Origin of the sequence: Streptomyces sp. NPDC102283 (genome assembly GCF_044766265.1) — a bacterium.
Taxonomy (GTDB): Bacteria; Actinomycetota; Actinomycetes; order Streptomycetales; family Streptomycetaceae; genus Streptomyces.
Window position 1 is genome coordinate 66,326 of the sequence record NZ_JBIWLQ010000008.1, and the last position, 24,132, is coordinate 90,457.

Here is a 24,132-nt window from a genome sequence, read left to right on the forward strand (position 1 = left end):
CGGCCGGACCAGGCCTGCCGCACCATCGCAACAGCCCGTGCCCGCGCGGGGATCGACGAAGGGAAACCGCAGATGACAGAGGATCGGCAGCTTGCCGCCGCGCAGCCCGCGACGGGTATCGGGGACGAACTGGTCGAAGTGCACGACATGTTCCGCGAGCGCATGGCGGCGATCCGGGAGGAGATCGCCGCCGTCGTCTCCGGGGCCGCCCCGGCCGACACCACCGCGGTGTCCGACGCGGTGGCGGGCCTGAGCCTCAAGGAGCACTGCCTGACCATGTGCGAGGCGCTCCACGGGCATCACACCAGGGAGGACGGCGGCCTCTTCCTCATCCTGGAGAAGGAGGTGCCACAACTCGCCGACGCCCTCGCGCGGCTGCGCCGGGAGCACGGCGTCGTCGATCGGAGCCTGCGCGAGATCCGCGCGCTGCTCGACACCGTGGGACTCACCGACCCCGAGCGCCTCCAGCGAGAACTGGAGCGGCTCTTCGACTCGCTGGAGGAGCACTTCCGGTACGAGGAGGAGCAGGTCGTGGCCTCGCTCAACTCCTTCACCCGTGGGGCGCCGGCCGGCTGAGGGCGGCGGCCAGGGTGTCCGTCAGCGACCGGTCGAGGCCGATCCGGGGCCGCCAGCCGAGCGTCCTGGCGGCCCGGGAGACGTCGATCTGCTGCCAGGAGACGGCCCCGCGGCTCCGGTCCGCGGGGCGGTCCTCGACCACGGCCACGTCCAGTCCGCTGAACTCGACCATCCTGAGCACCAGCTCACGTACGCGCACCGGACGGCCGGCCCCGATGTTCACGATCTGCCCGGAGCAGCCGGACGCTGTCGCCGCGGCCAGTACCGCGTCCGCCACGTCCCGTACGTCGACGAAGTCCCGGAGGGCCACGAGCGGCGCGAGCCGCAGCGCGTGGGGGGCGCCCCGCGAACCGGCGTCGCGGACCTCGCGCAGACGGCCCGCGACGCTCCCCACCAGGCTCCCCGCGGGGGCCGCGGGCCCGAACACGTTGGAGACCCGCAGCACCACCCCGTCGAGCGCGCCTTCCTGGAACGCCCCGAGCACCGCCCGGGTGCCCGCGAGCTTCGTACGGCCGTACGGGCCGACCGGGGCGGCCGGGTGGTCCTCCGTGAGGACCACCCCGGAAGGCGTCGGGCCGTATTCGTGCACCGACCCCAGGTGCACGAGCCGTGGCGGCCGGCGCAGCGCCGTCAGGGCCGAGAGCAGCCGCTCCGGGAACCGTGTGTTGTCCTCGCGCATCTGCTGCTCGGTCCGGTCCCACACGGAGCCGGCGGCGTTCACCACGACATCCGGCCGCACCGCCGCCAGCAGTCCGGGCAGCCGGGCGGAAGTCGCGTCCGCGCGGCCCGCCGACCGGACCGTGCGGCCCGCCGCCGTGAACGCCGCGCCCACGTGGCCGCCCAGGAAGCCGCCCCCGCCGAGCACCAGGACCACGCGCGCACTCACCGCACGGCCTTCCGCGGGCCGCCGGCCCGCACCCTGATCTCGTCGAGGAGCCCGGCCTGCCGCACGATCGCCGGTCCGGAGTCGTCGTCGCCGCGCCGCACGGCCCGGACGAACGAGGCCACGGCACGCGCCACCTGGTCGTCGGGGGCCAGCCGGATCTCCTCGGCCGATCCGTTCCGTTCCAGTGTCAGGACGGGGCGGTGGTCCGCAGCCGGTGTGAAGGCGCGGTCCAGGGTCACCCGGCCCGCGCTGCCCTGCACCGTGTACCGGGAGCGGTAGGCGTGGTCGAGGCCGAACGAGAGCTGCGCGGTGACCCCCTCGGGCGTGGCCAGCAGCGCCGCCCCCGACGTGTCGACGCCGTCTCCCGGGCCGGCCGTCAGGACGGCGCCCGCCACGCTCAGCCGCGGCCCCAGCAGGTGGAGCGCGGCCCGCACCGGATACAGGCCCGTGTCGTACAGGGCGCCGCCGCCCAGGGACGCCCGGTAGCGGATGTCACCGGCCGGCAGCCGGGGCACCGTGAAGGAGGCGTGGAACGAGCGGAGGTCGCCCAGCACCCCGTCGCTCAGCAGTTGTCGGACCCGACGGTGTTGGGAGTGGTGCACGAACAGGACGTTCTCCCGCAGGACGAGGCCGCGCGCGCGGGCGAGCGCCAGCAGACCCGAGGTGCGTGCCGGGTCGGACGTCAGCGGCTTCTCGGCGAGGACGTGCTTGCCGGCGAGGAGGGCCGCCTCGACCCACTCGGCGTGCAGTGCCAGGGGGAGCGGCACGTACACGGCCTCCACCTCGGGCTCGGCCAGCAGTTCGGCGTATCCCCGCACCGCGCGGCACCCGTACGGCTTCGCCACACGGCGGGCCCGCTCCAGGTCGCGGCTGGCGACGGCGGCGACGCGGGCGCCCGGCTCCGCCGTGAACGCCTGGAGCATGCGCCGCCTGGCGATGTCCGCGCAGCCCATCACCCCCAGCCCCACCGTGTCGCTCATCCGGCCGCCCCCATGGCGTTCAGGCAGGCGAGCAGGGTGCGCGCCTGAACGTTGACGTAGTGGCGGTGGCCCGCGAGAGCGCTGAGCTGTTCCGGAGTGACCCAGCGGTAGCCCCGGGGCGGATCCGGCGGCACCTCGTCGGTGTCCACCACCAGATACCGGCTGGTGGCGTTCAGGAACCGGCCGCCCTCCTCCGAGTGCAGCGCCTCGTAGCGGATCCGGCCCCGGCCCGCGTCCGTACCCGCCGCGAGCACGAGATCGAGGAAGGGCGGCCTGCCCTCCGTGCCCGGCGGCCCGTAGTTGCCGGGCGTGCACTGCACGGTCGGCCCCAGCTCGACGGTCTCGCGGAAGCCGCCTTCGGCGCGCGCGTGCACCAGGACGTGCGGCCGGCCCTCGATGGTCCGGCGGAGGAACGCGGTCACACCGACGCCCACCGGCTCGATCAGCGGCTGTGTCCAGCTGCCCACCTCTCGGCTGCCGGCCCGCACCGACACCGCCACGACCCGGAAGAAGCGGCCGTCCGGCCGCCCCACGACCCGCTCGCCGGTCCGCCAGCCGGGCAGACCGGCGAGCGGGACACGCTCGGCGGTGACGTCGTGCCGGCAGCGTTCGTCCGTGATCCAGGACAGCAGTGCCGCGTCGGAGTGGAGGGCCCCGCCGTCGGCGGGCGATCCGCCCGGCAGGCAGGAGAGCACGGTACGCGTGTCCATGTTCACCGTCAGATCACGGTGGAGCAGCTCGGCGATCTGCCCGAGGGTCAGCCAGCAGAAGTCCGGGTGGAGCGGGACGTCCCGCGTGGTCTCCACGATCATGTTGCGGTTGGACTTCCGGTGGAACCACGAGCCGTGCTCGGACTGCAGGACATCGGCGATCACACCGCTGCCCGACGGTTCGACGAAATGGTCGAGATAGCGCACCGGCGCGCCCTGATGCGCCCCGGTGTAGTTGCTGCGCGTCGCCTGGACGGTGGGGGAGAGCTGGAGCAGATTCGGGTTGCCCGGCTCCATCTTGGCCTGGAGCAGGAAGTGCAGGACACCGCCGAACTCGCGGGCGAGCAGCCCGAGTATGCCCACCTCGGGCTGGTTGATGACCGGCTGGTGCCACGCGCGGGGCTCGGGCTCCGAGGCGACGGCGTGCTGGCCCTCGATCGTGAAGAACCGCCCGCTGCTGTGCACGAGATTGCCGGTGCCCGCCTCGAACGACCAGGCGTCGAGGGCCGCGAAGGGGACGGGCGTCACCTGGAAGGGGTGGGCTCCGGCCCGCTCCGCGAGCCATGCGGACACCTGTGGCGTGCCCATCATCCAGCCCTCGGTCGCCGCCGCGGAGCGGGCGAGCCGACCGGGCAGCGCGGCGTCGGTCCGGGGGACGAGACGCGCGGTCCGCGTCACCGTCATGTCCGCGCTCCTTCGACGAACTCCCTTACCGAGGACGCGACATAGTCGATCATCTCGTCCGTGAGCCCCGGGTAGACGCCGACCCAGAAGGTCCGCTCGGTGACGATGTCACTGTTGTCCAGCGAGCCGGAGATCCGGAAGCGCTGTCCGGCGTACGCGGGCTGCCGGGTGAGGTTGCCCGCGAACAGCTGACGCGTGCCGATCCTCCGGTTCTCCAGGAAGCGGACCAGCTCCGGGCGTGCGAAGGGTGCGTCGTGCGCGAGGGTGATGACGAAGCCGAACCAGCTGGGATCGCTCAGCGGGGTGGGCTCGGGGAGGATCAGGTGCGGGGTGCCGTCGAGGGCGTCGCGCAGCCGGCTCCAGTTCCGGCGCCGGGCGGCGCCGAACTCGTCGATCCGGGCGAGCTGGCTCAGCCCGAGCGCGGCCTGGAGGTCGGTGGTCTTCAGGTTGTACCCGATGTGGGAGAACGCGTACTTGTGGTCGTATCCCTCCGGCAGGGTGCCCAGCTGGTACTGGAAGCGCTTGCGGCAGGTGTCGCTCTCCCCCGGCTCGCACCAGCAGTCCCGGCCCCAGTCGCGCAGGGACTCCACGATCCTGGCCAGCGCCGGACTGGAGGTGAGGACGCAGCCGCCCTCGCCCATCGTCACGTGGTGGGCCGGGTAGAAGCTGACCGTGGACAGGTCCCCGAAGGACCCGGTGGCCCTGCCGTCGTAGGACGAGCCCACGGCGTCGCAGTTGTCCTCGATGAGGAACAGCCCGTGCGCCTCGGCGAGTTCGGCGATCTCGCGCGCCTGGAACGGGTTGCCCAGCGTGTGCGCCATCATGATGGCCCGGGTCCTCGGACCGATCGCTTCGGCGACGCGCTCCGCCGTCGCGTTGTACGTCGGTATGTCGATGTCGACGAAGACCGGCACCATGCCGTTCTGCAGGATGGGGTTGACCGTTGTCGGGAAGCCCGCCGCGACGGTGACGACCTCGTCGCCGGGACGCAGCCGCTCGTCCTCCAGGAGCGGGGAGGTGAGGGTGGTCAGCGCCAACAGGTTCGCCGAGGAACCCGAGTTGGTCAGATGGGCCTTGCGCTGCTTCAGCAGACGGGCGAAGGAGCTCTCGAAGCGGCGCGAGATGCTCCCGGCGGCGATCCGCAGATCGAGCGCGGCCTCCACGAGGGCGAGTCGGTCGCTCTCGTCGAGCACCGCCCCGGACGGCCAGATCTCCGTGACTCCGGGGACGAAGGGGCCGCCACCGCCCGACTGCTCCGCGTGGTACTTGCGTACCTCGTCCAGAACGAGCGCTCGGTGATCACTCATCGGACGCCCTTCGGGGGAGGGGGCGTGTCGCGTTCATCCGTCCTCGCCTTCGTCGGAACCGGGAGCCATTCCGTTCCCGATCACGGAGGTCGAGGCTGGCAGGGAGGGCTTGAGGAGCGGTGGAGGTGCTCTCGAATCCCGCGCCCGCGGCGACGTCGGTTCCGCTCCAGCGGCGACGTCAGTCCCGCGCCTCGATCGCCTCGCGGGCCTCGTCGGCCCAGCCGAGCATGGCCTCCGACAGCCTGAGGGTCATGCTGACCGCCAACTGATGGGCCTCGTCCGCCTCGGGGTCGTCGGCCATGTGCTTGGTCAGCGCGAGCATCTCGTCCCGGTCGGCCCGCCAGTGACCGACCTCCCGGTCGAGCGCCAGCAGTGCGTCGTCCCGCGAGAGGGCGGCCGACAGCAGGAACGCCCGCAGATAGGTCTCACTGCGTGCGGTGCGGTCGGAGGGCACGTCGACGAGCCAGCGCCGCAGCTCCTCGCGCCCGCTGTCGTTGATCTCGTAGGTGCGCCGGCCCCGCGGGCCCTCCTCGCCCATCTCGACGTGCCCGTCGGCGGTCAGCCGGCTCAGCTCCGGGTACAGCTGGTGGTTACGCGCGTACCAGATGTGCGGGAGGGTGCGTTGAAAGTGCTTGGCCAGCTCGTAGCCGCTCGCCGGACGGCCCGCGAGCAGGCCGAGCACCGCGTGGCGCAGGGACATGAGGTCTCCTTCTGCGTGCGGATCAGGACGTCCAAGGATACGGCATCCTGTCTTCCTCGACAGGTCGAGGAAGACAGGATGCCGCGCCTGTGTCGGACCCCTGGTCAGCCAACTTCGCCCACCCGTAACGAAGGTGAAGGGAATTCCGGGGCGGCAGGCCGAGGTGTGCGCCCTTCTGGGTCAGACATCCGTGCCGGTGTCGTGGTCATCCGGTGTCCGAGTCGGTTCCTGGCCGGGCCCGTCCGTGAAGCCGCTGTCGATGACGGCCATCGAATCGACCGTTGTTCCGGCCTTGCCCCAGGCGGAGTCCTCGATCAGGACGGTCCGTTCGCCGAGCAGCCGCGTGGTCCCCTCGTCGAAGATCCACTCGCTTCGCTCCCCGTCGTGTGCGCGGGCGACGGCGACACCTCGACGTCCGGCGGCGTCCACCGCGTCCGGGATCACGACCACACCGGGAATCCGTGCCGCGGCGCGGTAGAGGGCGGCGCTCACCTCGGCCGGCGCCACCGACGCCCGCAGCAGGTCGCCGATCATGACGAAAGCTTCCTGATCCGGACCGGTGGTGGAGTCGGAACCCTTTCCGTGGTTCAGCTCCGCGTCACGGTGGATGACGGCGAGCAGTTGCTCGGGGTCCGTGGGAAGCCCGGCGAGGAAGCGGTAGGTCGGCGAGCCGAGACTGCCCTTTCCCGGGGCTTCCAGTGAAGTCGCGGCGCCGCCCCTCTCGCGTTGGACCGTGCGGCTGCTGCCGTCCACGGACGTCCACCGCTCGTAACTCTCGTCCTCCCGCGACCGCTTCATTCCCCCGTCCGCGGTTTCCGACAGCGAGGTGGTGTGCCCGGTCACGCTGACGTACGTGAACTGTGCGTCGCGCGGGGAGTCGGCCGACCCGGCGGCGGCCGTACGCGCGGCCTGTTCCAGGAGTCGCACCGACGCGTCCGAAGCGGGCTGGGCGGTCGGCGCCGAGGAGGGGCCGAAGGTGGGAAGCGTGACCGCGACGACCGCGGCACCGACAACTGCCGCGGTAGTGAGGGCGACAGCGGTCCATCGCCTCGTACGAGCCCTTCGGTGACCGTCCGGCCCCGTACGGTCGATCTCCGCGAGGAGATTCCGCTTGTGCAGCTCGACGACCTCGGTGCGCGGGTCCGGGTGGCGCGGCGGCGGAAACTCCTTCCGGGCCTCCGCCTGCTCCCTGCCTTCACAAGGGTTCGTCATGGTTTCCTCCGGTATGCGTCCACGACCTGGGGTGCCGGTCCTCCTGTCCTGCGCCGGCTGTCCGGCTCGGCTGCCCGGCTGACGGTGATGTCCGTCCGCAACTCGGCCTCCACCAGCCGGCGCAGCTTCGTCCGGGCACGCGAAAGCCGGGACCGCACCGTTCCGATGGGCAGACCGAGCGCTTCGGCGGCCGCCGTGTAGCTCAGCCCGGACCAGACGACCAACGTGAAGACCTCGCGTTCACCGCGCCTGAGGCGGCTCAGCGCCTTCGCCGCCGCCGCCAGGCGTTGAGCGTCGGCGAGCTGACCGACGACTTCGTCCGCGAAGTCCTGTGCGTCCCCGGACGCGGGCAGCCGGGCCATGGCCCGGCTGTGCCGCCGGGCCGCCCTCGCCGAGTTCCGGAGCACGTTGGTGGCGATGCCCAGTAACCAGGCCCGAACATTCCCGACCTCGCCCCGGAGCTTGTGACGCAGCCGCCAGGCTTCGAGGAAGGTCAGGGACATCACGTCCTCGGCGGCGGCCCAGTCACCCGTACTTCGGATCGCGTGCGCGTACACCACGCGCGCGTGCTCATCGAAGATCTCGGCGAACGCCTCGCGCTCGCCGGATCGAATCCGCTCGTTCAGTGAAGACTCCACACCCATGAGTGTCCGCACAGCCCTCGCGGTTCCCCATCGGCCGGCGCTGCCCGGTTCCACGCCCCGGACCCGGCCGGGCCGTCGGACGTGACGCCCGTGCCCGCCCGCGTCAGGCCGGCAGGCCCGAGCCCCGATCGGTCCGGTACGCGCGGAGGAAGGTCCGTACCCCCTCGACGACCAGTGGGCGTACGCGGGTGTCCTGCGCGGCGTTCGCGGAGCCCAGGCGGTCCAGTGCGACGCCGAAGGTCAGTGCGAGGAACTGGTCGGCCGCCAATCGGGGATCGGGGACGTCGAGCAGTCCGGCCTCGGCGAAGGCGGCGAACCGCTCGGCGATCGCCTCGTCGGGGGCGTCCGCCATGGGGTTGTAGTCCTGCTGCGGCAGGTGGCCGGACTCCGTCCGGACCAGGCGCTGGAGCGTCGTGTACTCCGCCGATCCGAGCATGTCGGTCGCGATGCGCAGGGCGAACGCGACCAGGCCGTCCTCCAGTTCGGCGGGCTCGGTCAGGTCCGTAAGGGTGTCGTCGAGGGTGCGCCGGACCGTGGTGACCAGCGACTGGCCGACGGAGTCGACGACCGCCCGCAGCAGGGTCCGCTTGTCGCCGAAGTAGTCGTAGACCGTCCGCTTGGACACCTCCGCCCGGGCGGCGACGGCGTCGACGCTGGAGCGGTCGAAGCCGTCGGCGAGGAACAGTTCCCGGGCCGCCGAAAGAATGGCGGCCCGCTTCCGCGTGGACCCCTCGTTCCTCACCGGCCAGGGCTCCAGCCTCGCCCTGGCCGGCGCGTACATGCTCGCCGGATCGCTGGCGGCCGAACGGGATCACGTCGCGGGCTTCGCCGCCTACGAGCGCGACACCCGTGCGTTCGTGACCCTGAACCAGGATCAGGTCGGCAAGGGCGAGGCCACCTTCTTCCCGACCACCGCCCGGGCGCTGGAGCAGCGCAACACCATGCTGCGCGGTCTGGACTCCGTGCCGCCCCCGGCGGAGGGGCGGGCCGGCGCATTCGGCACTGGTCCTACCGGATTTCAGGCTCCCGGCGTGAGCGCCGCCCCGGTCTGCCGGGGGATCCGCAGAGGGTTGTCGTCGCGGAGTTCGGGGGGCAGAAGGGCGTCGGGGAAGGACTGGTAGCAGACCGGGCGCAGCCAGCGCTCGACGGCGAGGGTGCCGACGCTCGTCGTTCCGGGCGAGCTCGTCGCGGGCCACGGCCCCCCGTGCACCATCGCGTGGCAGACCTCGACGCCGGTGGGCCAGCCACCCCACAGAACACGGCCCGCCCGCTCCTCCAGCACCGGCAGCAGAGCGATGGCCGTCGCCCGGTCGGCGTCGGTCGCGTGCAGGGTGGCCGTCAGCTGACCCTCCAACTCCTCCAGCAGATGGAGGAGTTCGTCCACACCGGACCAGCGCACGACGAGCCCCGCCGCGCCGAAGACCTCGCCGGAGAGGTCCTCGTGCGCGGTGTACGCGGCCGCGTCGCACGCCAGGACGACGGGGGCCGGTGCGTACGGGCCGGTCCCGGCCGTGCCCCGGGCCACCTCCCGTACGCCCGGTACGTCCGCCCATCGCCGTACGCCCTCGGTGTAGGCGCGGGCGATGTCCGGGGTGAGCATGACCTGTCCCTCGGCGGCTTTCAGGGCCCGCGCCGCGGCCGAGAGGAAGGCGTCGCCCGCCGGTCCGGCCGGCAGCAGCAGGAGGCCGGGGTTCGTGCAGAACTGACCCGCGCCGGCCGTCAGCGACGCCACGTACGCGTCCGCCGCCCGCTCCGGTTTTGCGAGGGCCCCGTCGAGCATGATCACAGGGTTGACCGCGGACATCTCGGCGTGGACCGGTACGGGCACGGGGCGCGACCTGGCGGCGGCGATCAGCGCCAGACCGCCGGCCCGGGAGCCGGTGAACCCCACCGCGGCGATCCGCGGATCGCCGACCAGGGCGAGGCCGACATCGTGGCCCCGGCCCACCAGCAGGGAGAACACGCCGGCCGGCATGCCGGTGCGCGCGGCGGCGGCCGTGACGGCGCGGGCCACCGCCTCGCCGGTGCCCGGGTGCGCCGGGTGTGCCTTGACCACCACGGGGCAGCCGGCGGCCAGCGCGGACGCGGTGTCGCCGCCCGCGACCGAGAACGCCAGCGGGAAGTTGCTCGCACCGAACACGGCCACCGGGCCGAGAGGCACGCGCCGGAGCCGTACGTCCGTGCCCGAGGGGCCGGAGTCGATCCGGGCGCCGAGGGCGGAACCGCTCCGGACGAGGTCGGCGAAGAGGCGCAACTGCCCGCAGGTTCGCCCCCGTTCGCCGGTCAGCCGGGCCGAGGGGAGTCCGGTCTCCCGGGCGGCGAGTTCCAGCAGGGCGTCGCCGAGCGCCTCGATCTCCTCCGCGCAGGCGTCGAGGAAGGCCGCCCGCCGCTCGGGCGGCAGGGCGCGGAAGGCGCGGGCGTCCGCCGCGGCGAGCCGGGCCGCCTCGGCGACCTGCTCCGTCGAGGCGTCCCGGTGCGGGGGGCCGAACGGTTCGCCGGTCGCGGCGGCGACCGCGTACCAGGCGTCCCCGGTGCCGGGGACCTCGCGACCGGCCAGGAGCGAGTGCCCGGCCAGGGGTGAGTCACCGGCAAGGGGCGCGGGGCCGTGCAGGGGTGAGTGCCCGGCCAGGAGTGGGTTCCCGGTCGGGGGTGTGTTCCCGGCAAGAGGTGCGGGGTCGTTCGGGGGGGTGGGTCCGTGCGGGAACGAGTCCCCGGGCGGAGAGGGGTTTCCGGTCGGGTTCACAGCGATGCGTCTCCCTGTGCGCGCCGGTGGGCGGCGCGCCGTCGTCGGGTGCCGGGTGAAAGTCACCGGGGCGGTGGCGTTGTCCTCGGGTCGTCCGGATGTATAGCCTAAGCAATGGCATGTGACATTGCACTAGGGAGCGGTCATGAAAGTCGTCGTCGTCGGAGCGGGCATCGTGGGCGCCGCGTGCGCGTTCCACGCCGCCGCGGCCGGGCTCGACGTCACGGTCCTCGACCGTGGCCCCGTCGGCGCGGGCACGACCAGCCGAGGGGAGGGCAACATCCTTCTCTCCGACAAGGAGCCCGGCCCCGAACTGGAGCTGGCCCGGCTCAGCCGTGACCTCTGGGACGAGGCGGGCGAGGAACTCGGCCCAAAAACCGTCGAATGGGAGGCCAAGGGCGGTCTGGTCGTCGCGAGCACGCCCGAAGCCCTCGGGGCCCTGCACGCGTTCGCCGCGCGCCAGGCGGCCGCAGGCGTCCGCACCGAAGCCGTCGAGCACGTCGGCGAACTCGAACCCCATAGCGCGCCCGGCCTCCCCGGCGGCGTCCACTACCCGCAGGACGCCCAGGTGCAGCCCGTCCTCGCGGCGGCCGCACTGCTGCGTGCCGCGGTCCGGCACGGGGCTCGTACCCACACCGGCGAGGCCGCGGCCGCGGTCACCGGGGCCGGCGGCAGGATCACCGGAGTGCGCACCGCAGACGGCACGGTGCTGCCCGCCGACGCCGTGGTCAACGCCGCCGGAACCTGGGGCGGCGAGGTCGGCCGCCGACTCGGCGCCCCCGTCGAGATCCTGCCCCGCCGGGGCTTCGTCCTCGTCACCGAGCCGCTGCCGCCGATGATCCGGCACAAGGTCTACTCCGCCGACTACGTGGCCAACGTCGCCTCCAGCGACGAGGGTCTGGAGACCTCGTGCGTCGTCGAGGGCACCGGCGCGGGCACGATCCTGATCGGCGCCAGCCGCGAACGCGTCGGCTTCGACACCTCGATGAACCCGGCCGTGGTGGCTACGCTCGCCGCCCGGGCATGCCGCCTCTTCCCGTTCCTGCGCGGCGTCCACCTGATCCGCGCCTACCGGGGCTTTCGGCCGTACTGCCCGGACCACCTGCCGGTCATCGGCCCCGACCCCCGCGTCCCCGGCGTCGTCCACGCGTGCGGCCACGAGGGCGCCGGCATCGGCCTCGCCCCCGGGACCGGCGCCCTGGTCACCGCCCAACTCCTCGGCCACCCGTGGCGCGGCGCCGATCCGGCCGCCCACACCGGCCTCCTGCCCGACCGATTCCTCAACACCGGAGGTGTGCCCACGTGACCGCAGTGACCGCGTTCACCGTGGACGGCGAACCCCTGCCGTTCGTACCGGGACAGACCCTGGCCGCCGCGCTCGTCGCCTCGGGCCGGGTCGCCTGGCGGACCAACCGGGGCGGCCGACGGCCCCGGGGGATCTTCTGCGGGATCGGCGTCTGTTACGACTGCCTGGTGACCGTCGACGGAACGGGCGGGCAGCGCGCCTGCCTGGTCCAGGCCCGCGCGGGCATGGCCGTCACGACCGGGGAGGGCGACGATGAGTGAGCCCCGTGGCTCCGCGGTGGTGGGCGAGCCCCGTGACCTCGTGGTGGTGGGCGCGGGACCGGCCGGCATGGCCGCCGCCGTCACCGCCCTGGACGGCGGTTTGCGGGTCGTTCTCGTCGACTCGGGCGCCGCCCCGGGCGGCCAGTTCTGGCGCCATCCCCCGCTCGACGCGAGAGAGGCCCTCCCGACCGCCGATCTGCACCACGGGCTGAGCACCTACCGGGCGCTGTGCGCGACCCTCTCCGCCCACGAGCGCACCGGACGGCTCACACTGCTGCTGAACCACCATGTGTGGACCACGGCCCGGGACGAGGACGGCTTCACCGTCCACGCGGTGGACCGCGGCCGGGCGCCGGAGGAGCGGGCCGTCGTGCTGCGCGCACCGGCCCTGCTGGTGGCGACCGGCGCCTACGACCGCCAACTCCCCTTCCCCGGCTGGGACCTGCCCGGCGTGCTCACCGCCGGCGGACTCCAGTCGCTGCTCAAGGGCGGCGGAGTCGTCGCCGGCCGCCGGGTGGTCCTCGGCGGCACGGGCCCCTTCCTGCTGCCGGTCGCCGCCGCCCTCGCCGCACGCGGGGCGAAAGTCGTCGCCGTGTGCGAGGCGGCGTCGCCCTCGGCCTGGCTGCGCCACCCCGCGGCCCTGCTGCGCAACCCCGCCAAGTGGGCCGAGGGCGCCCGGTACGCGGGCACCCTCGCCCGGTACGGCGTCCCGGTCCGCACCCGCACCGCGATCGTCGGCGCCGAAGGGGAGGGGCGGGTCGCCGTCGTGCGCGTCGCCTCCCTGAACGCCGACGGGCGCCCGCGCCCGGGCACGGAACGCCGGATCGAGGCCGACACCGTGGGCGTCGGCTGGGGCTTCGTCCCTCAGCTCGACCTGCTGCTCCCGCTCGGCTGCGACCTCGCCGACGCGGGCGACGGCACCATGGCCGCCGCCGTCGACGACGGACAGCGCACCACGGTGCCCGGGGTGTACACGGCGGGCGAGACCTGCGGCGTGGGCGGGGCCGCGCTCGCGGTGAGCGAGGGCCGCCTCGCCGCCGTCTCGGTGCTCACCGACCTCTCCGCCCCGGGCCGGCCCGGCACCCGCGGCCCGGCCGCGGAGCGCCGGGCGGTGGCCCGGCACCGCGCCTTCGCCCGGGCGATGGCACGGGCCCACCCCCTGCCCCCGGCCTGGCCCGCCTGGCTGACCCACGACACACCGGTCTGCCGGTGCGAAGAGGTCACCGCGGGGGCGGTCCGTTCCGCCCGCGCCCACGACTCGGCCGCCGACCACCGGCAGGTCAAACAGCTGACCCGGGCCGGCATGGGCTGGTGCCAGGGCCGCATGTGCGGGCCCGCCGTGCACTGCCTCGTGGCCCGCGACCAGCCGTACACCCCGGCCGAACGGCTGATCGCGACCCCCGTCACCCTCGGTGCGCTCGCCGACTCCGGCGAGCCCACTTCCGACCACACCTGAGGAGTTCCCATGGACCTGGACCGCACCTCCACCCGCATGCCCTGGCACGGAGTCATCGTCGCGACGAGCCTCCCGTTCGACCAGGACCTCGCCGTCGACCACGGCGCCTACGGGGACAACGTTGCCTGGCTCGCCGAACAGGGCCTGCACGGCGTCGCCCCGAACGGCTCGCTGGGCGAATACCAGACCCTGACGTACGAGGAGCGCGACCGCGTCGTCGAGACCGCCGTCGCGAACGCGCCCGAGGGCTTCACCGTGATGCCGGGCGTCGGAGCGTACGGCGCGATCGAGGCGAGGCGGCACGCGCGGTTCGCCAAGGACGCCGGCTGCCAGGCCGTCATGTGCCTGCCGCCCAACTCCTACCGGGCCGACGACCGCGCCGTCCTGGAGCACTACGCGATGGTCGCCTCCGCCGGACTGCCCGTCACCGCCTACAACAACCCCATCGACACCAAGGTCGACCTGCGCCCGGAGCTGCTGGCCAAGCTGCACGCCGAGGGATTCATCGTGGGCGTGAAGGAGTTCTCCGGCGACGTCCGCCGGTGCTACGCCATCAACGAACTCGCCCCCGGGCTCGACCTGATCATCGGCACCGACGACACCCTCCTGGAAGTCGGCGTCGCCGGAGCCAAGGGCTGGGTCGCCGGCTACCCCCAGGTCTTCCCGCGCGCCTGCCTCGACCTCTACAACGCCTCGCTGGCCGGCGATCTCGACACCGCGCTCCCGCTCTACCGGCAGCTCCACTCCGTACTGCGCTGGGACAGCAGGACCGAGTTCGTCCAGGCCATCAAGCTCGGTCAGGACATGATCGGCCGGACCGGCGGCGTCTGCCGTCCGCCCCGGCAGGCCCTGGACCCCGAGACCGAGGCCGTCGTCCGCGCCGCCACCCAGGCCCTCATCGACGCCGGGGTGAACTGACGTGCGCTCCAAGGTCTGTTACCACGCGGTCGACTCGCACACCGAGGGCATGCCGACCCGGGTCGTCACCGGCGGAGTGGGCGTTCTGCCGGGCGCCACGATGGCCGAGCGCCGGCAGCGATTCCTCGCGGAGCGGGACGGGCTGCGCACCCTGCTCATGTGCGAGCCGCGCGGGCACGGGGCCATGTCCGGAGCGATCCTCCAGCCCCCGACCCGGCCGGACGCCGACTTCGGCGTGCTGTTCATCGAGGTCTCCGGCTGCCTGCCCATGTGCGGCCACGGCACCATCGGCGTGGCGACGGTCCTCGTGGAGACGGGCATGGTCGAGGCGGTCGAACCGGAGACCGTCATCCGCCTCGACACCCCCGCCGGCCTCGTCACGGCACGGGTCGCCGTGCGCGACGGCCGCGCGGAGTCCGTCACCCTGGAGAACGTCGCCTCCTACAGCCACGCGCTCGACCAGGTCGTCGAGGTCGAGGGGTTCGGCCAGGTCCGCTACGACATGGCGTACGGCGGCAACTTCTACGCCGTCGTGCGCACCGAGGACCTCGGCATCCCCTTCGACCGGGCGGAGAAGGGGCGGCTGCTGGAGGCGGGCCTGGCCGTCATGGGGGCGATCAACGAGCGGAACCCGGTGGTCCATCCGGAGAACCCCGCGATCGACGTCTGCCATCACGTCTATCTGGAGGCGCCCGGCTCGACCGCCGAGCACTCGCGGCACGCCATGGCCATCCACCCCGGCTGGTTCGACCGCTCGCCCTGCGGGACGGGAACCAGCGCCCGGATGGCCCAACTGCACGCACGGGGACTGCTGAAGACCGGGCAGGACTTCGTCAACGAGTCCTTCATCGGCTCCCGCTTCACCGGCCGGATCCTGGCGGAGACCACGGTCGGCGGCAGGCCCGCCGTCCTGCCGTCCGTCACCGGCCGCGCCTGGATCACCGGGACCGCGCAGTACCTGCTCGACCCCACGGACCCCTACCCGACGGGATTCACCGTATGACCTCCGATCCGTACACCGGGCAGATCGCGCCGGCGTACACCGGGCCGGCCGGGACGGCGTACACCGGGCCGATCGACACGGTCGACTGGCACACCGGGGGCGAACCGTTCCGGATCGTCCCCGCCTCCCCGCCGGCCGTGACCGGGCACGGGCCCACCGTCGCCGAGCGCCGCACGGTCGCCGTCGCCGACGCAGGGGTGCAGTGGACCCGTGCCCTGCTGTGCGGCGAACCGCGCGGCCACGCCGACATGTACGGGGCCTTCCTGGTGCCGCCGGACGACGCCGGGGCCCACCTCGGCGCCCTCTTCTGGCACAAGGACGGCTTCTCCACGGCCTGCGGGCACGGCACGATCGCGCTCGGCGCCTGGGCGGTCGCCACCGGCCTGGTCCCGGCGCCGGCCGACGGCACGACGGACGTCGTCATCGACGTCCCCTCCGGCCGCGTCACGGCGAGCGTGCGCACGGTCGGCGGCAAGGTCGCGGACGTGACGTTCGTCAACGTCCCCGGCCACGTCCACGCGCGCGGCGTCGAGGTGGCCACCTCGCGGGGGACCGTCACCGTCGACATCGCCTACGGCGGCGCCATGTACGCCGTTCTCCCGGTCCACCGGCTCGGCCTGCGGGTCCGGCCGCGGGACGTCACCGCGCTCGTCGCGGCCGGCCGCGAGATCCGCGACGTGCTGAACGCCGCCCGCGCCGCCGAACACCCCGAGGACGCCCGGCTGTCCGGCGTCTACGGGACCGTGTTCACCGAGGAGGCCGGCGCCCCGGTCGAACGGCCCGACGGCACCTGGCTGCTGCACCACCGCAACGTCACGGTGTTCGCGGACGGCCAGGTCGACCGCTCCCCGTGCGGCTCGGGCACCGCGGCCCGGGTCGCGCTCCTCGCCGACGCCGGGGAGCTGCGCCTCGGCGACGAGCTGAGGCACGCATCGGTGGTGGGCTCCGTCTTCCGCGCCCGGATCGAGCGGCCGACCACGGTCCACGGCCTGTCCGCGGTCGTGCCGGCCGTGACGGGCACCGCGTACGCCACCGGGACCAGCCGCTTCACCGTCGACCCCGACGACGCCCTCGTCCCCGGGTTCGTGCTGCGATGACCGTGACGCTCGACGCGGCGGACGTGGGCGCGCTCGGTCCGGCCGGGGCCGTCGCCGCGGTCCGGGAGGCGCTGGCCGGGGGGCTCGACCCGGACGGCGACGTACCGAGGGCGGTCGTGCCGCTGGCCCACGGTCAGGGGCTGCTCATGCCCTCGGAGTCCGGCGGCTGGTTCGGCGTGAAGATCGCCACCGTCGCGCCCGGCAACGCCGCGCGCGGGCTGCCGAGGATCAACGCCACGTATCTGCTGCACGACAGTGCGACGCTGAGGCCGGTGGCCCTGTTGGACGGGGTGGCGTTGACGACCCTGCGCACCCCCGCCGTCTCGGTCGCGGCCTGCCTGGACCGGCTGCGCGCGCTCGCCGCCGGGGGCGGGGGGCTGCGCCTGGTGGTCTTCGGCGCGGGCCCCCAGGGGGAGGGGCACGCCGCCGCCGTCCGGGCCCATGTCCCGGTGGCCGACGTCACGGTCGTCACCCGGCGCGGGGGGCCCGCGCCGGGCTGGGCGGACCGGCACCTGTCGGCGGACGACGAGGGAGCCGGCGACCGGGTGCGGCGGGCGGATGTCGTCGTCACCGCGACGTCGGCGCGCGAACCGGTGGTCGACGGGCGGTTGGTGCGCGACGGCGCGGTGGTGCTGGCGGTCGGCTCGCACGAGCCGGACGCGCGCGAGCTCGACAGCGTGCTGATGGGGCGCGCCACCGTCCTGGTGGAGAGCCGCGCGACCGCCCTCCGCGAGGCGGGCGACGTCGTCATGGCGGTCCACGACGGCTCGCTCGCCCCGGACGACCTGGTCACCCTGGCGGAGCTGACCGGTTCACGGGGGGACGTTCCGGCCGACCGCCCGCTGGTCGTGAAGACGTGCGGGATGGGCTGGCAGGACCTGGTGGTCGCCGTCGCGGCCCACCGGCGGAAGGAGCGGAAGGAAGGGATGGAAGGGATGGGAGGGAAGGCGGGGGCGCCGGGGGAGCGGAGCTGAGCTGAGCGTCCGCCGTCCCGGATCCGCGCCCCTGGCGGACCGTGACACCAACGCGCGCCGCCCCGAACGCACTTCGCGTTAGCGCGCGCCGAGCTTGCGGGACGGGGCGGCGCGTTCGGCTTCCCGCTTCCGGGCCGCCCACAGGGTCCGCACATGCGCGAGATGGCGGCGCATGTGCTCCTCGGCCCCCTCCGCATCCCCCGCGATCATGATGTCCAGGAGCACGGTGTGCTCCCGAGCCGAACCCACCAGCGACCCTTCCTGGGACAGATCGGTGAGCCCGTAGAGCCGGGACCGCTTGCGCAGGTCGGCCACGGTCTCCACGAGACGGGCGTTCCCGGCGAGGGCGAGCAGGTCGAGATGGAAGCGGCGGTCCGACTCCAGGTAGGCGATCAGATCGCCGGCCTGCGCGGCGGTCACGATCTCCTCGGCGACCGGGCGCACCGCCTCCAACTGCTCGCGGGAGGCGGTGCGGGTCACGCGGCCGATGGTGGGGATCTCGATGAGGGCGCGGATCTCGGTGTACTCGTCCAGGTCGCGCTCGGAGAGTTCGGTGACGCGGAACCCCTTGTTGCGCACCGCCTCGACCAGGCCCTCGCGTGCCAGGTCCAGCATGGCCTCGCGCACGGGCGTGGCGGAGACGCCGTACTCGGCGGCGAGGGTGGGCGCCGAGTAGATCACGCCGGGCTGGAGCTCCCCCGCGATCAGCGCGGCGCGCAGGGCGCCCGCCACCTGGTCGCGCAGATGCTCCTGCACCGAGATGAGTTTGCGGGACTTCAGCTCACTCATGCATTCCCCTTCAATGATGTGGCACCGCACTATACAATGTCACGTTGCGCGGTGCCTCATCGCTCGAAGGTCTGCGCTGTCAGCTGTCCGGCTGTCAGCTGTCCGGGAGGCGGGCCGTCCACGGGGTTGGGGAACATCGGTACAGCCGGGGACGCTCAGCACCTGATCATGGTCGGCGAACGCTCGTGGGTGGCCGAGGTAGGCCCCAAGGAGCCACGGGATGATCTTGGGCGGGCACCAGGCCGTGTATCGAAAGCGGATCTTGGACTGTGGGTGATCACGGTTCATGGGTCGGGGAGATCTCACCGACGAGCAGTGGGCAGTGCTGGAGCCGTTGTCGCCGCAGGGGGCGAAGGTGGGGCGGCCGCCTGTCTGGCCTCGGCGACAGCTGATCGACGCCTCCCGCGGGAACCGCGCCTATCCGCGCCGACGCGGAATCCGCTGCACCATCCCGGACAAGGCTGACCAGGCCCGTGACCGCCAGAAGCGCGGGTCCCGCGGTGGCCGGCCGCCGCGCTTCGATCCGGTCGACTGCCGTCGGCGCCATGCGGTCGAGTGTGGAGGCAACCGTCTCAAGAGACACCGTGCTGTCGCCACGAGATATGACGAGCTCTCCGTCCGCTACGAGGCGACCGTGCTGGTCGCAGCCATCAACGAATCGCTGCGACCAGCGCTTTCCCACCAGCCCTGGATCTGTGCGCTGCCGCCGTCGACGGCGAGTTCGGAGCCGTTGAGGTAGCTGGAGGCGTCAGAGGCGATGCACCGGATAGTTGATGACGACCAGACCGCCGATGGCGTAGTTGACGACATCGGCGGCCACCCGCTGGCCATGCGGCGACGCCAGCGCCGCGTCCACTCGTCCTCGATGCGCACGCCCATGCCACGCAGCTCGGGCGGCGGCGTCTCGTCGTCCGGCTCAAGGTAGAGACCGGGCTCGACGGTGAGGACGTGACCCTCCTCCAGTGCGCCGTCGGGATGGGTCTCCGCGCGGGCCCGCGCGGAGTCGTGCACGACGATGCCGAGCATGTGCCCGCTGCTGCACAGGGTGTAGCGGGATACGGACCGCTGTCGTCGGCGAGCGCCTCCTCGGCCGGAACAGGCAGGATGCCCCACGCGTGCGGCCCTTCCGCGATGACCCGCATGGCCTCGCGGTGGAAGTCCCGGAAACGGGCCCCGGGCCCCGGGCCCCGGGGTGCAGGACGCAGGACGCCGATGGCCGACTTCTGTGCGGCCAGGACCAGTTCGCAGACGTCGCGCTGGGCCGGTGAGAAGCGGCCCGACAGGGGGAGAGTGCGGGTGATGTCGGCGGTGCGGAGGGGGTCGGTCTCCACCCCGCGTCGAGCAGGGGCAGTTGGGGCGGGTCGAGCGGTCCGTCGTTGCGGATCCAGTGGGGACGCAGGCGTGCGCGCCCGCCGCCGCGATGGTCTCGTACCCCGTGCCGTTGCCCTCGCTCCGGGCGCGCAGCCGGAACTCGCCCTCGATCCGGTGCTCGCCCCGGGGTGGCACAGGGCGCCGGGCGGGGCGCGGGCGGCGTCCTCGAACCCCGCCGTGGTGCGGTCGACCGCCAGTTGGGGCTGGGCGACCTCCCGGACGTCCTTCCGCAGCCGGAGTTCGGCGAGCGCGGCGACCAACTCGGCTCTCCCTGCCGGTGTGTGCGAGCGGGGGACCGGCAGGCCGTCCACCCGGGCGTCGACGCCGGCGGGCGGCGGAGACGGAGCCCAGTCGGCCGGCATGAAGGCGTTCAGGGCGGCCGGTACGGGCAGATCGTGGCTGCCGGTGTGCGTCCGGGCCGGGGGCTGTGCCGCCGGTCATGGGTCTCCTTCGAGGGTGGTCCGAGGGCGGGTGGGGGCGCCCTGGCGGCGGGCGGTGAGTGTTCGTCGGCCCCGGTGTCCGTGGCGCTCACGGACCGGTGGGCGGTCCGTGCCGCAGGGACACGTTTCGGTAACGGGATGGCGCACGCCTTGGCTATGCAATTTCACATTACTATGTTACGGGTCACACCATACGGACGCGGACGCTTTTTCCGGCCCGCTCCGCCTCGCGTTCCGCAAGCAGTCGCCCTCCGGGCCGCTCGGCGGCCCGGAGCACCGGGCCCTCCGCGCCGCCCCTTTCCTCCGGCCTGTTCCCGCTTTTGCCGCGTCGTTTCCCCGTACGAGGAGTGCACCCATGTCCCGTCGCACCCGGATGCTGACCGCATCCCTGAGCACCTCGCTCGCCCTGGCCCTGCTGGGCGCCTGCTCCACGCAGGGAGGTGACGACCGCGACCCGGACAAGCGACAGCCCGGTGTGGCGACCGGCACCGTCATCGGCGGCACGCCGAAGCGGGGCGGCACCCTGACCGTGCTGTCCAACCAGGACTTCGCCCACCTGGACCCGGCCCGCAACTGGGTCATGCCGACGATGGACTTCGGCACCCGGCTGATCTACCGCACCCTGACCACCTTCCGCGCCGCACCCGGGAAGAAGGGCAGCGAGATCGTCCCCGACCTCGCGACCGACCTCGGCAGGTCCTCCGACGGCGGCCGCACCTGGACCTTCACCCTCAAGCCGGGTCTCGTCTACGAGGACGGGACCCCGATCCGGTCCCGCGACATCAAGTACAACGTCGAGCGGTCCTTCGCCCCCGACCTCGCCGGCGGACCCGACTACGCGCAGCGCTATCTGGCCGACACCGAGGGGTACGCCGGCCCGCTGGACGGCGAGCACCTCGACTCGATCCGCACCCCCGACGACCGGACCATCGTCTTCTCGCTGCGCAGGCCCGTCGCCGAGTTCTCCTACACGGTCACGCTGCCCACCTTCTCGCCCGTGCCCGAGTCCCGCGAGAAGGGCGTCCAGTACGACCTGCGGCCCTTCTCCTCCGGCCCGTACCGCATCGAGAGCTACGCGCGCGGCAAGAAGCTGGTGCTCGTCCGCAACACCCACTGGGACGCGGCGACCGACCCGGTGCGCAAGGCCTACCCCGACCGCATCGTCGTGATCCAGGGGCTCAAGGGCGGCCAGATCGACGACCGGATCATCGAGAGCGCGGGCGTCGACGCCTCCGCGGTCGAGTGGTCCGACCTCCAGCCCTCCAGCGTGGCCAAGGTCCTGCCGAAGCCGGAGGTCCGGCAGCGGCTCTCCGCCGAGCGCACCGGTTGTACGGACATGCTCGCGCTGAACACCTCCCGGGCGCCGTTCGACGACCCGAAACTCCGACAGGCGATGCAGTACGCCGTCGACAGGGAGGCCCAGGTGACCGCCAACGGCGGACCCGCCCTCAACGACGTCGCCACCGCCTATCTGCCGCCGTCCCTCACGGGCGGCCGCGCCGCCGCCCCCGTCCACGGCGGGCCCGCCACCGGTGATGTGAAGAAGGCCGAGAAGCTGCTGGCCGAGGCGGGCAAGGCCGACGGCTTCGACACGACGATCACCGTGTCCACCGGGGACAAGACCCGCGCCGAGGCACTCCAGCAGAGCCTGGACCGGGTCGGCATACGACTGCGGATCGAGACCGTCGACCCCTCGGTCTACTACGACACCATCGGCGATACCGCGGGCGCCCCCGACATGGCCATCAGCGGCTGGTGCCCGGACTACCCGTCCGCCGCCACCTTCCTGCCGTTCGTCTTCGACGGCCGCACCATCAAGCCCAAGGGCAACCAGGGCAACGTCTCCCAGTTCCGCGACAAGGCCGTCGAGCGCCGCATGGACGAGATCGCCGAGATGTCCGACGCGACCGCCGCCAACAAGGCGTGGACCGCGCTCGACCGGGAGATCCAGCGCAGCTCCCCGGCCGTCCCCCTGCTCTGGGAGCGCAAGCCGCTGCTCGTCGGCGACAACATCGCCGGAGCCTTCGGACACCCCTCCTGGACCGGCCAGTTCGACTTCGCCGTGGTCGGTCTCAAGGACCCGTCCCGAAGCAAGGGCTGAGGGGACGAGGACGCATTCCCATGAGTACCGTCACCGCCCCGGCCACCGGACCGGGCGACGCCCCGGCAGCCGGCGGACCCGGCTCACCCGCCCCGCCCGACGCCCTCTGGCGGACCACCTGGCGCCGCCTGTGGGGCGACCGGGGCAGCCGGACCGCCCTGATCGCCGCCGCCCTGCTGATCCTGGTCGCCCTCACCGCGCCCCTGCTCAGCCGTATGGGCGGCTGGTCGCCCACCGCCTTCGACGCCGACGCCATCGACCCCTACCTCGGCGGCCTGCCCCACGGCGCCCTCGGCGGCATCAGCGCCGAACACTGGCTCGGCGTCGAACCGGTCACCGGCCGCGACCTGTTCGCCCGCGTCGTCCACGGCGCACAGGTGTCCCTGCTGATCGCCTTCGCCGCCACGGCGATCGTCGTCGTCACCGGCACCGCCGCGGGCATCGCCGCCGGGTACTTCGGCGGGCGCGTCGACACCGTACTGAGCCGGCTGATGGACCTCACCATGTCCTTCCCCTCGCTCATCTTCATGATCGCGATGATGTCCGTGGCCCAGGACGTCAACCGGGTCGTGCTGATGACCGTCGTCATCGGCGTCTTCGGCTGGCCCGGCATCGCCCGCGTGGTGCGCGCCGAGGCGCTCTCCCTGCGCAACCGCGAGTTCGTCGAGGCCGCCCGCGCCTGCGGCAGCGGGCCCTGGCGCATCCTCACCCGGCAGGTGCTGCCCAACATCTCCGGACCCGTCATCGCGTACACCACGCTGCTGATCCCCGGAATGATCAGCACGGAGGCGGCGCTCAGCTTCCTCGGGGTGGGCGTGCGCCCGCCCACCCCCTCCTGGGGCCAGATGATCGCCGAGGCCGTCGCCTACTACGAGACGGACCCCATGTACTTCATCGTCCCCAGCGCCTTCCTCTTCGTCGCCGTCCTCGCCTTCACGGTCCTCGGCGACGCGCTGCGCGACATCCTCGACCCCCAGGGAGGACGCCCGTGATCGCCTACCTGGTCCGCAGGCTCCTCGGTGTGGCCGGCGTCCTGCTCGCCATCTGCGCCGTCACCTTCGTCATCTTCTACCTGCTGCCCGCCGACCCCGCCTCGGCGGCCTGCGGCAAGACGTGCAGCCCCGAACGCCTCGCGGAAGTACGCCACTTCATGGGCCTCGACCAGCCCGTCTGGCGACAGTTCGGCGACTACCTCGTCGGCATCTTCGCCGGCCGCGAGCTGGGCAGCGGCCCCCACGCACTGCAATGCGGCTTCCCCTGCCTCGGCTACTCCTACGAGAACGCCCTGCCGGTGTGGGACCTGCTGATGGACCGCCTGCCCGTCTCCGTCTCCCTGGCGTTCGGCGCCGCCGGCCTGTGGCTGGTGCTCGGGCTGAGCGCCGGGGTCACCGCCGCCCTGCGCAAGGGCGGACTGCTCGACCGCACCCTGATGATCGGCGCGGTCGCCACCGCCTCCCTGCCCGTCTACTTCACCGCGGTGATGCTCCTGTACGGCCTGGTCCGGCTGACCGGGCTGCTGCCCTACCCCGCCTACGTCCCGCTCACCGACGACCCCCTCGCCTGGGCCGCCAACCTGCTGCTGCCCTGGATCGCCCTGGCCCTGCTCTACGCCGCCATGTACGCCCGCCAGAGCCGCAGTTCGATGATCGAGACGATGGCGCAGCCGTACATCAGGACCGCCCGCGCCAAGGGCCTGCCCGCCCGGACCGTCGTGGTCAAGCACGGTCTGCGGTCCGCGATGATGCCGGTGCTCACGCTCTTCGGCATGGACCTCGGTGCCCTGCTGGCCGGAGCGGTCATCACCGAGTCCATCTTCGGCATCCCCGGCGTCGGCAGGCTCTTCTACGACGCCCTGCAACGCTCCGACCAGCCCGTCGTGCTCGGCGTCACCCTGCTCGCGGCCTTCTTCATCGTGGCGGCCAACGTCGTCATCGACCTCCTGTACGCCGTCGTCGACCCGAGGGTGAGGAACTGA

At 73.1% G+C, this 24,132-nt stretch carries 21 protein-coding genes and 3 pseudogenes; 13 read left to right on the top strand and 11 right to left on the bottom strand.

Annotated features, from left to right (window positions below):
- Window positions 1-72 precede the first annotated feature (72 nt).
- The gene (locus tag ACIRJT_RS17585; RefSeq protein ID WP_403910079.1) at window positions 73-576 is read left to right on the top strand and encodes a hemerythrin domain-containing protein; all 504 of its coding nucleotides are present in this window, start codon (window positions 73-75) and stop codon (window positions 574-576) included.
- Here the strand turns inward: ACIRJT_RS17585 and ACIRJT_RS17590 are convergent.
- The 8 genes from ACIRJT_RS17590 to ACIRJT_RS17625 all read right to left on the bottom strand — a co-directional run bounded on the left by ACIRJT_RS17590 (window position 551) and on the right by ACIRJT_RS17625 (window position 8,441).
- The gene (locus tag ACIRJT_RS17590; RefSeq protein WP_403910082.1) at window positions 551-1,462 is read right to left on the bottom strand and encodes an NAD-dependent epimerase/dehydratase family protein; all 912 of its coding nucleotides are present in this window, start codon (window positions 1,460-1,462) and stop codon (window positions 551-553) included. The genes ACIRJT_RS17585 and ACIRJT_RS17590 overlap by 26 nt on opposite strands.
- Window positions 1,459-2,442 (bottom strand): Gfo/Idh/MocA family protein, encoded by a 984-nt coding sequence (locus ACIRJT_RS17595; RefSeq protein ID WP_403910085.1) that lies wholly within the window; start codon window positions 2,440-2,442, stop codon window positions 1,459-1,461. The genes ACIRJT_RS17590 and ACIRJT_RS17595 overlap by 4 nt, the downstream gene beginning before the upstream one ends.
- Window positions 2,439-3,836 carry an NDP-hexose 2,3-dehydratase family protein gene (locus ACIRJT_RS17600; RefSeq protein ID WP_403910088.1) on the bottom strand — a complete coding sequence of 466 codons (1,398 nt, stop codon included), beginning with the start codon at window positions 3,834-3,836 and terminating at the stop codon, window positions 2,439-2,441. The genes ACIRJT_RS17595 and ACIRJT_RS17600 overlap by 4 nt, the downstream gene beginning before the upstream one ends.
- A complete protein-coding gene (rfbH, locus tag ACIRJT_RS17605) occupies window positions 3,833-5,143 on the bottom strand; it encodes a lipopolysaccharide biosynthesis protein RfbH (RefSeq protein ID WP_403910091.1) in 1,311 nt (436 codons plus the stop codon). The genes ACIRJT_RS17600 and rfbH overlap by 4 nt, the downstream gene beginning before the upstream one ends.
- Before the next feature lie 178 nt (window positions 5,144-5,321).
- Complete coding sequence (locus ACIRJT_RS17610) at window positions 5,322-5,843, bottom strand: PadR family transcriptional regulator (protein WP_403910094.1); 522 nt, start codon at window positions 5,841-5,843, stop codon at window positions 5,322-5,324.
- Window positions 5,844-6,023: 180 nt separating this feature from the next.
- Complete coding sequence (locus ACIRJT_RS17615; protein WP_403910097.1) at window positions 6,024-7,055, bottom strand: CU044_5270 family protein; 1,032 nt, start codon at window positions 7,053-7,055, stop codon at window positions 6,024-6,026.
- On the bottom strand, window positions 7,052-7,699 hold the full coding sequence (locus tag ACIRJT_RS17620) for an RNA polymerase sigma factor (RefSeq protein ID WP_403910100.1): 648 nt from the start codon (window positions 7,697-7,699) through the stop codon (window positions 7,052-7,054). Before ACIRJT_RS17620 ends, ACIRJT_RS17615 begins: the two co-directional genes overlap by 4 nt.
- A gap of 103 nt (window positions 7,700-7,802) precedes the next feature.
- A complete protein-coding gene (locus tag ACIRJT_RS17625) occupies window positions 7,803-8,441 on the bottom strand; it encodes a TetR/AcrR family transcriptional regulator (protein ID WP_403910103.1) in 639 nt (212 codons plus the stop codon).
- Between ACIRJT_RS17625 and ACIRJT_RS17630 the strand changes: the two are divergent.
- Window positions 8,428-8,734: pseudogene (locus ACIRJT_RS17630) on the top strand (FAD-dependent oxidoreductase); the annotation flags it as partial. The gene ACIRJT_RS17625 and the pseudogene ACIRJT_RS17630 overlap by 14 nt on opposite strands.
- On the opposite strand, the gene ACIRJT_RS17635 reads toward ACIRJT_RS17630, so the two are convergent.
- The gene (locus ACIRJT_RS17635; protein ID WP_403910106.1) at window positions 8,718-10,442 is read right to left on the bottom strand and encodes an aldehyde dehydrogenase family protein; all 1,725 of its coding nucleotides are present in this window, start codon (window positions 10,440-10,442) and stop codon (window positions 8,718-8,720) included. The pseudogene ACIRJT_RS17630 and the gene ACIRJT_RS17635 sit on opposite strands and share 17 nt — an antisense overlap.
- Before the next feature lie 145 nt (window positions 10,443-10,587).
- On the opposite strand from ACIRJT_RS17635, the gene ACIRJT_RS17640 reads away from it, so the two are divergent.
- The 7 genes from ACIRJT_RS17640 to ACIRJT_RS17670 are packed head-to-tail and all read left to right on the top strand — an operon-like array spanning window position 10,588 to window position 17,456.
- Window positions 10,588-11,748 (top strand): NAD(P)/FAD-dependent oxidoreductase, encoded by a 1,161-nt coding sequence (locus ACIRJT_RS17640; protein ID WP_403910109.1) that lies wholly within the window; start codon window positions 10,588-10,590, stop codon window positions 11,746-11,748.
- Window positions 11,745-12,008 carry a (2Fe-2S)-binding protein gene (locus tag ACIRJT_RS17645; protein ID WP_402024084.1) on the top strand — a complete coding sequence of 88 codons (264 nt, stop codon included), beginning with the start codon at window positions 11,745-11,747 and terminating at the stop codon, window positions 12,006-12,008. The genes ACIRJT_RS17640 and ACIRJT_RS17645 overlap by 4 nt, the downstream gene beginning before the upstream one ends.
- Window positions 12,001-13,464: an FAD-dependent oxidoreductase gene (locus tag ACIRJT_RS17650; RefSeq protein ID WP_403910112.1), complete on the top strand. Its 1,464-nt coding sequence runs from the start codon at window positions 12,001-12,003 to the stop codon at window positions 13,462-13,464. The genes ACIRJT_RS17645 and ACIRJT_RS17650 overlap by 8 nt, the downstream gene beginning before the upstream one ends.
- A 9-nt stretch (window positions 13,465-13,473) precedes the next feature.
- Window positions 13,474-14,382, top strand: coding sequence for a dihydrodipicolinate synthase family protein (locus ACIRJT_RS17655; protein ID WP_403910115.1), 909 nt, complete (start codon window positions 13,474-13,476; stop codon window positions 14,380-14,382).
- 1 nt (window position 14,383) lies between these two features.
- On the top strand, window positions 14,384-15,385 hold the full coding sequence (locus ACIRJT_RS17660; RefSeq protein ID WP_403910118.1) for a proline racemase family protein: 1,002 nt from the start codon (window positions 14,384-14,386) through the stop codon (window positions 15,383-15,385).
- Complete coding sequence (locus ACIRJT_RS17665; protein WP_403910121.1) at window positions 15,382-16,482, top strand: proline racemase family protein; 1,101 nt, start codon at window positions 15,382-15,384, stop codon at window positions 16,480-16,482. The genes ACIRJT_RS17660 and ACIRJT_RS17665 overlap by 4 nt, the downstream gene beginning before the upstream one ends.
- Window positions 16,479-17,456, top strand: a complete 978-nt coding sequence (locus ACIRJT_RS17670) for an ornithine cyclodeaminase family protein (protein WP_403910124.1) — start codon at window positions 16,479-16,481, stop codon at window positions 17,454-17,456. Before ACIRJT_RS17665 ends, ACIRJT_RS17670 begins: the two co-directional genes overlap by 4 nt.
- A gap of 78 nt (window positions 17,457-17,534) precedes the next feature.
- Here the strand turns inward: ACIRJT_RS17670 and ACIRJT_RS17675 are convergent, their stop codons facing one another.
- Window positions 17,535-18,245, bottom strand: coding sequence for a GntR family transcriptional regulator (locus ACIRJT_RS17675; protein ID WP_403910127.1), 711 nt, complete (start codon window positions 18,243-18,245; stop codon window positions 17,535-17,537).
- 286 nt (window positions 18,246-18,531) lie between these two features.
- On the opposite strand from ACIRJT_RS17675, the pseudogene ACIRJT_RS17680 reads away from it, so the two are divergent.
- Window positions 18,532-18,918, top strand: a pseudogene (locus ACIRJT_RS17680) (IS5/IS1182 family transposase); the annotation flags it as partial.
- A 182-nt stretch (window positions 18,919-19,100) separates the two neighbouring features.
- Here the strand turns inward: ACIRJT_RS17680 and ACIRJT_RS17685 are convergent.
- Window positions 19,101-19,945, bottom strand: a pseudogene (locus ACIRJT_RS17685) (M24 family metallopeptidase); the annotation flags it as partial.
- 466 nt (window positions 19,946-20,411) lie between these two features.
- Here ACIRJT_RS17685 and ACIRJT_RS17690 point away from each other — a divergent pair.
- From ACIRJT_RS17690 to ACIRJT_RS17700, 3 genes are read left to right on the top strand one after another with little or no spacing between them, the layout of a single operon-like run.
- Entirely contained in the window at window positions 20,412-22,157 is a 1,746-nt protein-coding gene (locus ACIRJT_RS17690; RefSeq protein WP_403910130.1) for an ABC transporter substrate-binding protein, read from the top strand.
- Window positions 22,158-22,177: 20 nt separating this feature from the next.
- A complete protein-coding gene (locus ACIRJT_RS17695) occupies window positions 22,178-23,149 on the top strand; it encodes an ABC transporter permease (RefSeq protein ID WP_403910133.1) in 972 nt (323 codons plus the stop codon).
- Window positions 23,146-24,132, top strand: coding sequence for an ABC transporter permease (locus ACIRJT_RS17700; protein WP_403910136.1), 987 nt, complete (start codon window positions 23,146-23,148; stop codon window positions 24,130-24,132). Before ACIRJT_RS17695 ends, ACIRJT_RS17700 begins: the two co-directional genes overlap by 4 nt.

Excerpts from the sequence above, each read along its gene's own strand:
- ACIRJT_RS17690 (WP_403910130.1), top strand. The coding sequence starts at position 20,412 with ATGTCCCGTCGCACCCGGATGCTGACCGCATCCCTGAGCACCTCGCTC.
- ACIRJT_RS17585 (WP_403910079.1), top strand. The coding sequence starts at position 73 with ATGACAGAGGATCGGCAGCTTGCCGCCGCGCAGCCCGCGACGGGTATC.
- rfbH (WP_403910091.1), bottom strand. The coding sequence starts at position 5,143 with ATGAGTGATCACCGAGCGCTCGTTCTGGACGAGGTACGCAAGTACCAC.
- ACIRJT_RS17640 (WP_403910109.1), top strand. The coding sequence starts at position 10,588 with ATGAAAGTCGTCGTCGTCGGAGCGGGCATCGTGGGCGCCGCGTGCGCG.
- ACIRJT_RS17620 (WP_403910100.1), bottom strand. The coding sequence starts at position 7,699 with ATGGGTGTGGAGTCTTCACTGAACGAGCGGATTCGATCCGGCGAGCGC.
- ACIRJT_RS17695 (WP_403910133.1), top strand. The coding sequence starts at position 22,178 with ATGAGTACCGTCACCGCCCCGGCCACCGGACCGGGCGACGCCCCGGCA.
- ACIRJT_RS17610 (WP_403910094.1), bottom strand. The coding sequence starts at position 5,843 with ATGTCCCTGCGCCACGCGGTGCTCGGCCTGCTCGCGGGCCGTCCGGCG.
- ACIRJT_RS17675 (WP_403910127.1), bottom strand. The coding sequence starts at position 18,245 with ATGAGTGAGCTGAAGTCCCGCAAACTCATCTCGGTGCAGGAGCATCTG.
- ACIRJT_RS17670 (WP_403910124.1), top strand. The coding sequence starts at position 16,479 with ATGACCGTGACGCTCGACGCGGCGGACGTGGGCGCGCTCGGTCCGGCC.
- ACIRJT_RS17595 (WP_403910085.1), bottom strand. The coding sequence starts at position 2,442 with ATGAGCGACACGGTGGGGCTGGGGGTGATGGGCTGCGCGGACATCGCC.
- ACIRJT_RS17655 (WP_403910115.1), top strand. The coding sequence starts at position 13,474 with ATGGACCTGGACCGCACCTCCACCCGCATGCCCTGGCACGGAGTCATC.
- ACIRJT_RS17650 (WP_403910112.1), top strand. The coding sequence starts at position 12,001 with ATGAGTGAGCCCCGTGGCTCCGCGGTGGTGGGCGAGCCCCGTGACCTC.
- ACIRJT_RS17665 (WP_403910121.1), top strand. The coding sequence starts at position 15,382 with ATGACCTCCGATCCGTACACCGGGCAGATCGCGCCGGCGTACACCGGG.
- ACIRJT_RS17615 (WP_403910097.1), bottom strand. The coding sequence starts at position 7,055 with ATGACGAACCCTTGTGAAGGCAGGGAGCAGGCGGAGGCCCGGAAGGAG.
- ACIRJT_RS17600 (WP_403910088.1), bottom strand. The coding sequence starts at position 3,836 with ATGACGGTGACGCGGACCGCGCGTCTCGTCCCCCGGACCGACGCCGCG.